We start from the raw sequence: 13,580 nt of genomic DNA, 5'->3' as shown, positions 1-13,580 counted from the left end.
CGGAACCGCAACCAGGCGCTCGGCTGCGGTTCCAAAGGGGTCCGGAACCGCAACCAGGCGCCCGGCTGCGGGAAGGGGTGCGGGGTCAGCGCTCCGCGAAGGGCACGTACTGGCGCTCGGCGGAGCCGGTGTAGACCTGGCGCGGCCGGTTGATCTTCATGTTGGGGTCGGTGACACCCTCGCGCCACTGCGCGATCCAGCCGGGCAGGCGCCCGAGGGCGAACAGCACCGTGAACATCCGCGTCGGGAAGCCCATCGCCTGGTAGATGAGGCCGGTGTAGAAGTCGACGTTGGGGTACAGCTTGCGCTGGACGAAGTAGTCGTCCTGGAGGGCGATCTCCTCGAGGCGCTTGGCGATGTCGAGGAGCGGGTTGTCGGCGCGGGCCAGCACCCGGTCGGCCGTCTTCTTCACGATGGCGGCGCGCGGGTCGTAGTTCTTGTACACACGGTGCCCGAAGCCCATGAGGCGCACGCCGTCGCGCTTGTCCTTCACCTTGGCCATGAAGGAGTCGGCGTCGTCGTCGCCGCGGTGGATCGCCTCGAGCATCTCCAGCACCGCCGAGTTGGCGCCGCCGTGAGCGGGGCCCGACAGCGCGTGGATGCCGGCGGAGACGGACGCGAAGAGGTTGGCGCCCGACGAGCCGACCATGCGGACCGTGGACGTGGAGCAGTTCTGCTCGTGGTCGGCGTGGAGCACGAAGAGCAGGTCGAGCGCCTTGACCATCTCCGGGTCGGGCTCGTAGGGCTCGGCCGGCCAGCCGAACGTCATCCGCAGGAAGTTCTCCACCAGGCCCTTGGAGTTATCCGGGTAGAGCATCGGGCGGCCGGTGGACTTGGAGTAGGCGTACGCCGCGATGGTCGGCAGCTTGGCCAGGAGGCGGAAGGTCGACAGTTCGACCTGTGCGGCGTCCTTGGGGTTCAGCGAGTCCTGGTAGAAGGTCGACAGCGTCGAGACCGCCGAGCTCAGCACCGGCATCGGGTGCGCGTCACGCGGGAAGCCGTCGAAGAAGCGTTTGAGGTCTTCGTGGAGGATCGTGTGGCGGTTGATCCGCGCGGTGAAGTCTTCCAGCTGCGCCGGCGTGGGCAGCTCCCCGTTGATGAGCAGGTAGCTCACCTCGGCGAAGGTGGAGTGCTCGGCCAGCTGCTCGATCGGGTAGCCGCGATAGCGCAGCACACCGGCATCGCCGTCGATGTAGGTGATGTTGCTCTGGCACGAGGCGGTGTTGACGAAGCCCGGGTCGAGCGTGACGTACTCGGTCCGCTTCAGCAGACCTGACACGTCGAGCCCGTCGTTGCCGTCGACCGCGGGCACCACCGTGAGCGGCAGCGTCCCGCCTGGGTGGATCAGGGCCACGGGCGATTCCGCAGGTACGGCGGTCATGGGACCGGTTGCGGGGTCGGTCATGGCGCGGCTCCTCGTCGTCGGGGTGGTGATGAGACTGTGGATTCAGGCTTCGGGACGCAGCAGCGGTCGAGCATCGGAGCGGCAGCAGGCGAGGCGCTGGCGACCCGGAGGTGAAGCTACCCGGCCAGGGCGGCGAGCCGCGCAGCGGCGGCAGAGACGCGTTCGTCGGAGGCCGTGAGAGCCACTCTGATGTGAGCACTCGCTGACGGTCCGTAGAAGTCTCCGGGCGCCACCAGGATGCCCAGGTCGGCGAGGCGGTCGAGCAGCTCCCAGCCACTGCCGCTAGCAGTTCCGGCGGCGCCAGCGGCGCGCGTCCACAGGTACAGGCCCGCCTCGGAGTGCTCCACCCGCAGGCCGGCGCCCTCCAGCGCCGCCCGCAGCACGCTGCGGCGGGCGCGGTACCGCTCGCGCTGCACGGCGACGTGCTCGTCGTCGGAGAAGGCCGCCGCCACGGCCGCCTGCACGGGCGCCGGGACGATCATGCCGGCGTGCTTGCGCACCGCGAGCAGCTGCGCCACGAGGCGGGGGTCTCCCAGCACCGCGCCGCCGCGGTAGCCCGCGAGGTTGGACCGCTTGGACAGCGACGTCACGAGCAGCAGGCCGTCGTGGCTGCCCTTCCCGGTGCCGCAGACGCGCGGGTCGAGCACGCTGGGCACCTCCTCGACGTCCCACGCGAGCTCGGCGTAGCACTCGTCGGAGGCCACCACGGCGCCCTCGGCGCGGGCGCGCTCGACGGCGGAGCGCAGTTGCTCGACACCGGCGACCGCACCCGTGGGGTTGGAGGGGCTGTTCAGCCACACCAGGCGCACCCGCCCGGGGGCGCCGTCGGGACCGCGCAGCTGCTCCTCGGTCGGCCAGCCGCCCGGGGGGACGGCGACGGCGCGCGCACCCGCCAGGCGGGCGCCGACGTCGTACGTGGGGTAGGCGACCTCGGGGATGACGACGACGTCGCCCGGGCCCAACCCGAGCAGCGTCGGTAGCCACGCCACGAGCTCCTTGGAGCCGATGGTCGGGAGCACCGCCTCCGGGTCGAGCCCGACGGCTCCCCGCGAGCGGGCGGCCCACCCAGCGGCGGCCTCGCGCAGCGCGGGCGTGCCCGCTGTCAGCGGGTACCCGGGGGCGTCGGCGGCGTCACGTAGGGCGCGCTGCACCACCTCGGGGGTCGGATCGACGGGGGTGCCGACCGACAGGTCGACGATGCCGCCGGGGTGGGCGCGAGCACGCCGCGCCGCCGGGCCGAGCGCGTCCCAGGGGAAATCGGGAAGGGATCCCGTCCGCGACGTCCCCGGGCCGGTCAGCGCGGTCAGTGCCCCGTCTCCTGAGGGGGCAGCGACGCCACGAGCGGGGCGTCCTTGGAGATGGCGCCCAGCTTGGCGGCACCCCCGGGGGAGCCGAGGTCATCGAAGAACGCCGCGTTGTCCGTGGTGTAGTCGGCCCACTGCGCGGGCACGTCGTCCTCGTAGTAGATGGCCTCTACGGGGCACACGGGCTCGCAGGCGCCACAGTCGACGCACTCGTCGGGGTGGATGTACAGCGATCGACTGCCCTCGTAGATGCAGTCGACCGGGCACTCCTCCACGCAGGCGCGGTCCTTCAGGTCGACGCAGGGCTGCGCGATCACGTAGGTCACGGGACCAGTCTTCCACCTGCCCGCGCGCGATGACGACCCACCGTCCAGGTGAGGCCAGCGTGTCGGGAAAACGCCGGGTCAGTGCGAGGTCAGTCCAGCGACGGAGGGAGGCCGCCCACCGCCGCGGCAGTGCACGTGATGGCCGCCCGCGGCGCGTACGTCGTGACGAGGTCGTCGGTGGCGGGCTGTCCGCCCTGCGGGGTGATGGTGCGTGTCACGGTGGCGGTGAAGCCGTCCATGCCGGGCTGGGGCACGCACCGCGGCGAGGGATCCGACAGCTGCGGCGCCGTCCGCACATCGGTGGCGGGCGACGTGGACAGGGTCACCGTGCGCCCAGCCGGGCCCCAGACCTGCACGCGCAGCGCACCGTCGACGACCTCCACGCGCAGCACGGCTCCCGGCCCTGCCACCTCGCTGAGCTGCAACGGCGCGTCCGGCTCGACAACGGCGTCCAGCCCGACGGGGTCACGCGGGTTCCACGACTCGGGGGCGGTGCGGGCGTCGACCTGCAGGCCGGCGGCGTAGGCCGCCGCATGGACGGCGGAGGCGACCTGGGTGGTGCCCGCGGACAGCGTCGAGGTAGCCCTGCCGTCGACGACGACGACCGCGGGAACCCAGCCCGCCTCAGCGCTGGGCTCGCCCAGGCGAGCGCCCACGTCGAGCGACTGGCCCTGCGCGAGGACGGCACCGTCGAGGGCGCGGGCGGCGACGGTGACGTCCTGCGTGCGGGCGGGGTCGGCCGTGAGCGGCGAGACCACCTGGCCGAGCAGCGTCGTGATGCCCATCGCCGTGAGCGCCTCGGTGGTCAACGCCGGCTCCACGGCACGGGTCGCGACACGCGCGGTGCGCTCGTCTCCACTCGCGACGAGAGCCTCGGCGGCCGAGGCGGCGAGCGCCTGCGGGTCGGGCTCGGCCCCGGGGACGGCGGGTACCACCACGGGGACGGCACCGCTGGTGTCCAGGCGAGCGTCCTGCGCGGGCGTGAGGGTCGAGGGGTCGGCCGTAGCGACGGCAGCGGCGAGGGCGGCGCCGTCGACGTGCAGGCGCAGACCGTCGGCGTCCGCGCCCACGGACAGCGCGGGCACCACCGCGGCCGGCGGCAGCACGACGCTGCGCTCCCCGACCACGACGGTGAGCGGTCCGGCGACGGCGGGCGCAGCCTGGGTACGGAGGGCCTCGGCCAGCGCGTCGGCGGAGACGTGAGGTGCGGCCGACGTCGCCGGGAGCGCCAGCGGACGCTCTCCGCCGGCCTCTCCCGGGCCCGCCAGCCAGGCCCGCCGCACGAGGTCGGCCGCCGCGTCCCGGTCGAGGGCCGCTCCCTCGACCGGGGGCACCACGACCGGCGCACCGGAGGCGAAGCTGATGGAGCCCTCGGTGGGCGGCACGTCCAGGGCTACCGCCGCACGCTCCACCGCCGAGGCCAGGTCGGCGGGGTCACCCCGCAGCACCGGCTCGACAGCGCCGCGACCGCTGAGCTGGTGCCACAGGGTGGTAGGCAGTCCGACCGGCCCGATCGCGCGGGAGACGGTGGCGGCAGCGTCGAGGCGCAGGTCCGCCACGGCGGGGTCGATCGCCGTCGTCCGGCCCTGGGCAAGCGGCGCGTCCAGGCGCACCTCCAGCGGCTGCGTCAGCCGGGGTTCGAGCATGCGGGCCAGCAGCGTGACGGCCTCCGTGCGGTCGAGCCCACCGATGGCGACCCCCGCGACGGTGGTGCCATCCGGCACCCGGTCGGCCAGGCGGGTCGAGACGCCGGACCAGGCGGCCGCGACGAGCCCCGCCGCAGCCACCAGTGCCAGCACCCGGATCCGCTGACCGCGCATGACCGCCGTCGTCGTCGTTGTGGTCGTTGTGGTCGCCGCTGCAGTCGTTGTCGACGGCGGTGCTGCGGCGAAGGGGCCTGCGAGGTGCCCGGCGACGGGCTCCAGGACCGGCTCGGTCACCAGCCCGGCGAGGCGCTGAGGCGCGGGAGGGCCTGCCACGCGAGCGGCGCCGGTCTCGGGGAGGACGAGGACGTCGGCGTCGGATCCGGCGGCGGTGCGCTCACGGCGGTGCTGGGGCCTACGAGGCGCCGGCACCACCCCCGTGGTCCCGCGCTCGGACTCGCCGCTGCGCTCGAGCATCTCCAGCAGCTGCGCCGCTCCCCCCGGCATCACCATGCCAGGAAGGCTAGGGATGATCAGACGAGCGCGTGGTAAGAACGCGCGAACCTGACCAGCGGCTTTGTCGAGGGGCCGGTCGGCGACTGACCGAGACCCACCACGAGCCCCAGCACCACGGCGTGGTCACCGGCGGGGTGCACCGCAGTGGTCCGGCACTCGAAGGTGGCCAGGCAGCCGTCCAGCAGCGGCACCCCGGTGACGGGTCCGGCCTGGTGGGGCACCCTGTCGAGCTGCCCACGAGCGGGCCGTCCCGGAGTCGCCAACCAGTTCGCGACGGCGCGGGCGCTGTCGGGCAGCAGCGACAGGCCCCAGACGCCCGCTTCCTCCACGGCGTCGAGGAAGCGGGCGTCCTCGTGCACGCACACGAGCAGGACGGGCGGTTCACGACTGACCCACGTGTACGAGGTGACCGTGATGGCGTGGTCGACGCCGCGCCAGCGGGTGCTGGCGACGGCGACCCCCGCCGCGATCGACTGGAACGCCGCCGCGGCGGCGTCCGGGTCCGCGTGCTGGTCTGCGTGGTCTCTCGAGTGCTGGTCCGAGTGCTGGTCTGGAAGCCCGCTCACGCGCCCACGGTAGGAGCGGACGCCGACCCCGTGCCGGGCAGGACGACGACGGCGGCCCCACGCGGCGCCGCGCTCACCCCAGAGATCTCCACGGCGGGCCCGGCGGCGGCGAGCACGTCGGTGATCTCGTGCCCGATGAGCTCGTGGCGCTCGAGCAGCGCGTCGCGCAGGGCCGCCACGAGGTGGGTGTTCGCGCCGAGCAGGGCGCGCACGGCATCCCGCTGCTCCCCGAGCAGCTGCTCCAGCTGGGCGCGGGTGCTGCTGTCACCGAGCACCCTGCCGACCAGCCCCTCCCCCACGGGCGAGGCTTCGGCTGCGGCGAAGGAGACCAGCGTGCCGGCCATGCCGGCCGAGCCGACCATCTGCGCGCCGATGCGCGTGGCGTAGGCGAGGTCGGAGCTGGGGCCGGTGGAGACGTCGCCGAACGCGAGCTCCTCGGCCACCTGCCCACCGAAGGCGATCTGCACCAGCGAGACCAGCTCGCTGCGCGAGCGGGTCCACACCTCCTCGGCGTCGCCGTGCGCGAGCAGACCGAGCGCCCCGGCGCGCTTGATGATGGTCAGCACCTCCAGGCGGCGCTGCGGGGCCACGAGGTGGGCGACGACGGCGTGGCCGGCCTCGTGGGTGGCGATGAGTCGGGCCTCGCGGTCGGTGTAGCCGACCGGCGAGCCCAGCCCTACGGACGTCACCAGGCGGGCGTGCTCGACGTCCTTCCAGTTCATGGCCGACGCGCCACGACGCACCGCGTTGACCAGGGCCTCGTCGAGGAGGTTCTCGATCATCACCGGCGTGGAGCCCGCGGTGATGCCGGCGAGGGCGTCGCGGCGCTCGTCGTCGTCCAGCTCCGCCTCGTGGGCCTTGCGCGCCAGGAAGTGGTCGAGCACCTCGCGGCGTCCCCGCTGGTCGGGGGCGTCGAAGGTGAGGCGGCGGTCGAAGCGGCCCGGGCGCAGGAGTGCGGGGTCGAGGGAGTCGGCGCGGTTGGTGGCGGCGATGAGCAGGACGTCGACGGGCTCGACCCGCGGACGCGGCAGCTGGCGGTGCGCCGGGAGCAGCAGGTTCACCGCGTCGACGAGTCTGCCGACCAGCTGCTGTGCCCCCGTGGGCTCGTCGAAGGACTGCATCTGCACCAGCAGCTCGTTGACCACGCCGCCGACGCCCTCAGTGGTCATCGCCGAGACGGTGGTGGCGCGCGAGGACTGCATCGGCAGGCCCTCGAGGCCGCCGCAGCACACGACGCTGCTCGAGCTCACCGGCGCTGCGGGCGCCATGGGCATCCCGTGGCGGACGGTGGCGATGGCGTCGATCTCTTCGATGAAGCCGATGGCCCCACCCTCGGCGCGCGCGGCCTTGCGCAACGCCCGGAAGTAGGAGCGGATCTTGCGGGCGGTGGCGCCGTAGTACATCGACTGGAAGCTGGTGCCGGAGACGTAGAGGAAGGGCACGCCGGCCTCGCGGGCCATCGCCTTGGCCATGTGGGTCTTGCCGGTGCCGGGAGGTCCCTCGAAGAGCAGCCCGCGGCGCGGGGTGCCGCCCATGTCGCGCCGGAAGGTGCGCCCGGCGAGGAACAGGTCGAGCGACCGCTGCACCTCCTCCTTGACCGGGCCCAGGCCCTTGACGTCGTCCATCGAGACGTCGATCTGCTCGGGGCGGTAGACCACGTGCGGCGAGCGCCCCGAGACCACGACCTGCGCCAGCAGCACGCCGATCATCACGAGGAAGAACAGCCCGATGATGACGTACAGCGGGTCGACGACGGGCAGCGCGACGTCCGCGGCACTGACCGGGTCGCCCGTGAGGATCCGGTACCAGAGGTACCCGGCCACAGGACCGAGCACGACGGCGATCCGCAGCAGCCGCCGCTGGCGCCGACGCTCGCGGTTGCGGCCGACATCGGCGCTGTCCCGGCGCACACCCTGCTGTGACTTCATGCGTACTCCCCGTGTCGACTCGGGACCATGACAGCGAGAAGTCGAAACGCTCCGCAACCGTTCACTCACGCAAGAAGGGAGATCCCTACATTGCGTGAGCGAAGGTCACGCTGAGCATCAGGCGGGTGGGGCGATCCCCGCGAAGAGGTCGCTCTCCAGCCCGTCGGCGCGGCGGGTGTCCGGGGCCGCCACCCCGCGAGCCAGCCGGTAGGCCTCGGTGGTCCACACGGCCAGCCAGCGGTCCTGGCTGACCATGAACTCCGGAACGCCCTCACCCGCGAGACGCAGGCGGATCTGGCTGCGGTGGGCACGCAGGGCCGCGGCCTTGGCGGACAGCTGCTCGGGCGCCTCCACGACACACGTGACCTCGTCGTCGTCGACGACCATCGACGGCCAGGACGAGCGGTCGTCCCCGAAGGAGTCGGCGGCCACGGACGCCGGCACGACGCCCTCGTAGAACTTCGCGACCTCCCACGGCACGCCGCCCGGCACCTGCGGCGCGGCCGGGTCTGCCGCGAGCTCGACGGCGCGGCGCGCCACGGCAGCAGCCTGCACGTGGTCGGGGTGGCCGTAGCCGCCACCGGGCTCGTAGGTGATGACCACCTGCGGGCGCACCTCGCGCAGTACACCGGCCAGGCGGGAGGCGGCCTCGTCGAGGTCGGCGCGGACGAACGCCGCGGGTCCGGTGTCGGGCGCGGCGACGGCGCGCATGCCCTCGCCCCACGCCATGCCGGAGTCTTCGTAGCGTGCGGCGGCCGTGGCCGCCGGGTCTTCACCGGCCAGCGGGGCGTCGTCGAGGAAGCGGTGGTCGGTGACGCCGAGCGCCTCCATCGCCGCGGCGAGCTCCAGCACGCGGTGGGCACCCAGAGCGGCGTGGTCACCCTCGAGATGCGCCAGCTCCGGCTCCACCACCTCGCCGCGCTCGCCGCGGGTACAGGTGACGAGCGTGACGCCCGCGCCGGCCGCGGCGTAGCGGGCCATGGTGGCGCCGTTGCCGATGGTCTCGTCGTCGGGGTGGGCGTGCACGAGCAGCATCCGCCGCGGGACGTCGAGCGACTCCATCGCCGCGAGCTCCTCCGGCTCGAAGGCACGCTCGGCGACGTCGTCGACCACGTCCGCCAGCTGGGCGATCACGTCATCGGCAGCCGGCGCCACGGTGCCGGCACCCGCGGACTGGTCGGGATCAGGGGCGGGCGCGTCAGGCGTCGTCGTCACGATCGGCCACGCTAGCTGCCCCCCGCGAACCGCTGCCTGACGTCGCGGAGCGCCCTCGCCAGGCTCGGCGACACGGCAGCTGCGACGGCCGGCCTCCAGGCCTCTCGGCAGTAGTCCCCCATGAGCGCGACGTACTCAGGCCCCACTCGCCGACGGGCTTGAGCCGACGGCACGATTCCTGCACGAACGGCACGAGATCTCGAGGACCGACAGGCGTTGACCAACGCGACTTTGGCATCGTCCAGATCGTCGGGGTGAGGCGGCAGTTTTGACAGCGGCACCGCGAAGTGGTCCGCGAATGCCTCGGCGTCCGCGAGCAGCCAGGCCTCCAGGGACGTGACAGCAACACGGAGGACAAGGTGTGGCTCCTGCTGACCGGGCGGGAGCAAACGTCGGCGGAGCGCCAGAGCGCATCGCCCTTCGTCGCGGTCAAGGTCTCGGAGGACGAGCCACCTCTGGTGCCGCGCGTTCCGGTTCAGGGCGGCAACGCGCGAGTCGAGCTGGCCCTTGCCGAGGGCAACGACGGTTCGCGCGGAATCCCTGACAAGACCACACGTCTCAAGGATGGCGTCGGTCGCGGGAACGTCGGTCTCCCCTTCCACCAGGACCCCGACGAGCCCGGTGTGGTTAGGCACTGGCGAAGACAGCCTTCACCAGCTGCTCCACGCTCTGGGGTGCCGTCCTGGGGAGGCCCACATCGGCGAGGTTCATCCCGTCCTCGACGGCCTGCGCGGCCTCGGGGATGTCCGCCACGAGAGTCGCCGTCGTGCCGTCGCCTCCCACTGTGAGGAGAAGGACCTCATCAGCTCCCAGCGACTCGTCACTGAGGAGTTCGGGACTGTGCGTCGTCAAGATCACCTGGACACCGTTCCGCTGCTGGGCACGGGACAACACGGACGGAAGCGTCCTCACGACGGCCGGGTGGAGCGAAAGCTCCGGTTCCTCCAGCAACACCGGCCCCCGCTTGCGCCCCCCCTCGACCAGCGACCACAGGAGTCCGATGAGGCGCAGGGTCCCGTCGCTCATGTCCCGCTCATCCTGCCGGGCACCCTGCTGCCTCCAGTTCGTGTAGCGGCTCTCCAGGTGGGGGTGCCCGTCGGCATCGACGACGACGTCGAGCGACTCGAACTGCGGGACTGCGAGAGCGAGCGCTGCGGTGACTCGCTTGAGGTAGCGATCGCGATTGCCCTTGGTCACCCGGTTCATTCGGGCGATGAAGTCGCCGCCAAAGGGGTCATCCGCCTGGTCTCCCGCTCGGGTGGCGTCTCTGATGACTTGCGGGACAAGGTGCAGGTATCTGACACCTGCCAGGAAGTCGGCGACGTCCCGGAACTCGTGGTTCGCGGAAATCTGCTCTAGAGCCGTCTGCGTGAGCCGTTCAGGGTCCTGCTCGTCAAAAGCGTCGGGCCTTTCGAGCAGGACCGCCCCATCGCGTGTGACAACCTCCTTGGCGACGAGCGGTCGCCGAGGGCCACGCCCTTCGCTCTTCACATCGACTCGGTAGCTCCACCGCGCGCCACCGTCGTCGTCACCGAGCTCCACTTCCACGGACACCCAGCCGTTGTTGTTGTTGCGGGCGAAGAGGCACCTCACGCGGCTCAGACCTCCCCGGGAGGTCACGGCGTTCTGCAGCCCACCGCTGGGCAGCGCGATGTCGCGGAGAAAGCGCACCGCATCGAGCAGGTTCGACTTGCCGCTCGCGTTGGGGCCGACGACGACCAGACGTTCACCGACGATGACGTCGACGTTCTTGAAGTTCCGCCAGTTGCGCAGCTTGAGGCGGGTGATCCGCATCGAACCATCTTCCCAGTTCGAGGCGCCCCACATGCATCTCAAGCCGGACAGGACGACCCGTGCCCGCGGATCAGGCCAGGACGGCGGCCACGAAGAGGCGCTCCAGCACCTCGCCGTAGCGGGCGGGTGTCCACCCCCGCTGCACCACGAGCTGGTCCCACAGCTGAATGCCGTTCAGGGCCCACAGGGCGTCGCGCAACGCCTCGAGGTCCATGTCGGGTCGCGTCTGGCCGGTCCCCAGGAGGTGCCGCGCGAGGCCTGTCATGCCGGCCAGCCGCTCGCCGTCGGCCTTGGCGAGCAGCGCCGCGGCGCCGGTGTCACCTGTGGAGCGCAGCGCCAAGAGCAGCAGCGGTGCGGTGCGCTCCTGCACCGCCACGGCGACAGCGGTGTACCCGTGGAGGACCTCGCGGGCGTCGGTCAGGGATCGCAGCGCCATGATCGCCTCGCGCTCGGCGAGGGCGACCGGCTCGTCGTCACCACCGATGGCGACGTCGAGCAGCGTGGCGAGGAGAGCGGCACGGCCGCCGACCGCCTTGTAGACGAGCTCAGCGGAGACCTCCGCCGCGGCGGCGACCCGGGACACGGAGAACTCCGCGAACCCCTCGGTGAGCAGCAGGTCTCGGGCAACGGCAAGCACGCGGGCCCGGTTCTCCGCAGCGCGTGCCCGACGGCCGCTGGCGTCGTAGGAACGCCGGCCTGTGGCCTGACCCACCGTCGGTTCCACACTCCCGTATCGGATGCAGGCGCCTGGATCTGGATGGATACGACGGGATCTGGCCGCAGCCGCGCGGACCTCACGGGCGCGACCGCCGTCGTCGTCGCCCTGAGTGTCAACCCCGCTACCGGGTGGATCTGGGCCACTCCCTGAGTGGCACGGGGTGGCCCTGTGCCAGTAGGAGTGGCACAGGGCCACCCCGTGCCAGTCAGGCGGAGGGGGCGGCGCGAACGAGGCGAGGCGCCTCAGCGACGGGCGCGGGCGACCTTGCTGCGCTCGGTCTGGTCGAGGACGACCTTGCGGATGCGCACGGCGTCGTGGGTGACCTCGACGCACTCGTCCTCGCGGCAGAACTCCAGGCACTGCTCGAGGGAGAGCTTGCGGGCCGGCACGAGGCGCTCCAGCTCGTCCGCGTTGGAGCGGACGTTGGTCATCTTCTTTTCCTTGGTGATGTTGACGTCCATGTCGTCAGCGCGGGAGTTCTCCCCCACCACCATGCCCTCGTAGACCTCGGTCGAGGGCTCCACGAAGAGCGTGCCGCGCTCCTGCAGCGACGTCATCGCGTAGGAGGTCGCCTGGCCGGCGCGGTCGGCGATCATCGAGCCCGACGGGCGGGTGCGCAGCTCGCCGAACCACGGCTCGTACTTCTCGAAGGTCGCGTGGGCGATGCCGGTGCCGCGGGTCTCGGTGAGGAACTCCGTACGGAAGCCGATGAGGCCGCGCGAGGGCACGAGGAACTCCATGCGGACCCAGCCGGTGCCATGGTTGGTCATCTGCTCCATACGGCCCTTGCGGACGGCGAGGAGCTGCGTGACGGCGCCGAGGTAGTCCTGCGGGACGTCGATGGTGAGGCGCTCGACGGGCTCGTGGACCTTGCCGTTGATCTCCTTGGTGACCACCTGCGGCTTGCCGACGGTCAGCTCGAAGTTCTCGCGGCGCATCTGCTCGACGAGGATGGCCAGCGCCAGCTCGCCGCGGCCCTGCACCTCCCACGCGTCGGGGCGCTCGGTGGGCAGCACACGCATGGACACGTTGCCGACCAGCTCGCGGTCGAGGCGGTCCTTGACCAGACGCGCGGTGACCTTGGCGCCCTTGACCTTGCCGGCCGTGGGCGCGGTGTTGGTGCCGATGGTCATGGAGATGGCGGGCTCGTCGACCGTGATGAGCGGCAGCGGGACCGGGTTCTCGGCGTCGGCGAGGGTCTCACCGATGGTGATCTCAGGGATGCCCGCGACGGCGCAGATGTCACCCGGGCCGGCCGACTCGGCGGGCTTGCGCTCGAGCGCCTCGGTCATGAGGAGCTCGGTGAGCTTCACGCGCTGCTGCGTGCCGTCGGCGCGGCACCACATCACGGAGTCGCCCTTGTGGAGCTCGCCCTCGTGGATGCGGCACAGCGCGATGCGGCCCAGGAACGGGGAGGCGTCGAGGTTGGTGACGTGCGCCTGCAGCGGCGCGCCCGGCGTGTACGAGGGCGCCGGCACCGTCTCGAGGATGGTGCGGAACAGCGGCTCGAGGTTCTCCTCGTCCGGCATGCCGCCGTCGGCGGGCTGGTTCAGCGAGGCCCGGCCGGCGCGCGCCGAGGCATAGACCACCGGGAAGTCGAGCAGGTCGTCGGCGTTGGGCAGGTCACCGGCGAGGTCGAGGAAGAGGTCACCGGTCTCCTCGACGACCTCGGAGATGCGAGCGTCGGGCCGGTCGACCTTGTTGACCACGAGGATCACGGGCAGCTTCGCGGCGAGGGCCTTGCGGAGCACGAAGCGCGTCTGGGGCAGCGGGCCCTCGCTGGCGTCGACCAGCAGGGCGATCGCGTCGACCATGGACAGGCCGCGCTCGACCTCGCCGCCGAAGTCGGCGTGGCCGGGGGTGTCGATGATGTTGATGGTCACGCCGTCGGGAGCGCCCACCGCCGCCGCCGACGGACCGGTGTACCGGACCGCCGTGTTCTTGGCGAGGATGGTGATGCCCTTCTCGCGCTCCAGGTCGCCGGAGTCCATGACGCGGTCGTCCACGTGCTGGTGGTCTCCGAAGGCGCCGGACTGCTTGAGCATCGCGTCGACCAGGGTGGTCTTGCCGTGGTCGACGTGGGCGACGATCGCGATGTTGCGCAGGTCAGCGCGGGTCGCGGTCTTGCTGGAGGTGCCAGCGGACATGGATGTGCACTCGATCCG

The 13,580-nt window shown here is 72.1% G+C and carries 11 protein-coding genes; all 11 read right to left on the bottom strand.

All coding sequences use genetic code 11. The features are described 5' to 3' along the window. Positions 1 to 85: 85 nt before the first annotated feature. Positions 86 to 1,405 carry a citrate synthase gene (locus tag BXY45_RS00755; RefSeq protein WP_218566866.1) on the bottom strand — a complete coding sequence of 440 codons (1,320 nt, stop codon included), beginning with the start codon at positions 1,403 to 1,405 and terminating at the stop codon, positions 86 to 88. A gap of 116 nt (positions 1,406 to 1,521) precedes the next feature. Next, positions 1,522 to 2,703, bottom strand: coding sequence for a succinyldiaminopimelate transaminase (gene dapC, locus BXY45_RS00750; RefSeq protein ID WP_109772380.1), 1,182 nt, complete (start codon positions 2,701 to 2,703; stop codon positions 1,522 to 1,524). A gap of 5 nt (positions 2,704 to 2,708) precedes the next feature. Continuing rightward, entirely contained in the window at positions 2,709 to 3,035 is a 327-nt protein-coding gene (fdxA, locus tag BXY45_RS00745; protein WP_109772379.1) for a ferredoxin, read from the bottom strand. Positions 3,036 to 3,124: 89 nt separating this feature from the next. Beyond that, the gene (locus BXY45_RS00740) at positions 3,125 to 5,191 is read right to left on the bottom strand and encodes a VanW family protein (protein ID WP_109772378.1); all 2,067 of its coding nucleotides are present in this window, start codon (positions 5,189 to 5,191) and stop codon (positions 3,125 to 3,127) included. 20 nt (positions 5,192 to 5,211) lie between these two features. Beyond that, positions 5,212 to 5,760, bottom strand: coding sequence for a flavin reductase family protein (locus tag BXY45_RS00735; RefSeq protein ID WP_109772377.1), 549 nt, complete (start codon positions 5,758 to 5,760; stop codon positions 5,212 to 5,214). Continuing rightward, on the bottom strand, positions 5,757 to 7,688 hold the full coding sequence (locus BXY45_RS00730) for an AAA family ATPase (RefSeq protein ID WP_109772376.1): 1,932 nt from the start codon (positions 7,686 to 7,688) through the stop codon (positions 5,757 to 5,759). The genes BXY45_RS00735 and BXY45_RS00730 overlap by 4 nt, the downstream gene beginning before the upstream one ends. A 117-nt stretch (positions 7,689 to 7,805) precedes the next feature. After that, positions 7,806 to 8,750 (bottom strand): N-acetyl-1-D-myo-inositol-2-amino-2-deoxy-alpha-D-glucopyranoside deacetylase, encoded by a 945-nt coding sequence (mshB, locus tag BXY45_RS00725; RefSeq protein WP_109772663.1) that lies wholly within the window; start codon positions 8,748 to 8,750, stop codon positions 7,806 to 7,808. 164 nt (positions 8,751 to 8,914) lie between these two features. Continuing rightward, entirely contained in the window at positions 8,915 to 9,505 is a 591-nt protein-coding gene (locus BXY45_RS00720) for a hypothetical protein (RefSeq protein ID WP_146211032.1), read from the bottom strand. Between the two features lie 25 nt (positions 9,506 to 9,530). Next, the gene (locus tag BXY45_RS00715; RefSeq protein ID WP_109772662.1) at positions 9,531 to 10,697 is read right to left on the bottom strand and encodes an AAA family ATPase; all 1,167 of its coding nucleotides are present in this window, start codon (positions 10,695 to 10,697) and stop codon (positions 9,531 to 9,533) included. 70 nt (positions 10,698 to 10,767) lie between these two features. Beyond that, a complete protein-coding gene (locus BXY45_RS23070) occupies positions 10,768 to 11,409 on the bottom strand; it encodes a TetR family transcriptional regulator (protein WP_170131243.1) in 642 nt (213 codons plus the stop codon). Between the two features lie 248 nt (positions 11,410 to 11,657). Next, positions 11,658 to 13,562 (bottom strand): translational GTPase TypA, encoded by a 1,905-nt coding sequence (gene typA, locus BXY45_RS00705; RefSeq protein WP_109772373.1) that lies wholly within the window; start codon positions 13,560 to 13,562, stop codon positions 11,658 to 11,660. Positions 13,563 to 13,580: the final 18 nt, after the last annotated feature.

The sequence above is a fragment of the Quadrisphaera granulorum genome (assembly GCF_003149145.1).
In the GTDB taxonomy this organism is placed as follows: Bacteria; Actinomycetota; Actinomycetes; order Actinomycetales; family Quadrisphaeraceae; genus Quadrisphaera; species Quadrisphaera granulorum.
The sequence above is the reverse complement of the archived record's forward strand: the minus strand, read 5'-3'. Positions and strand labels throughout refer to the sequence as shown.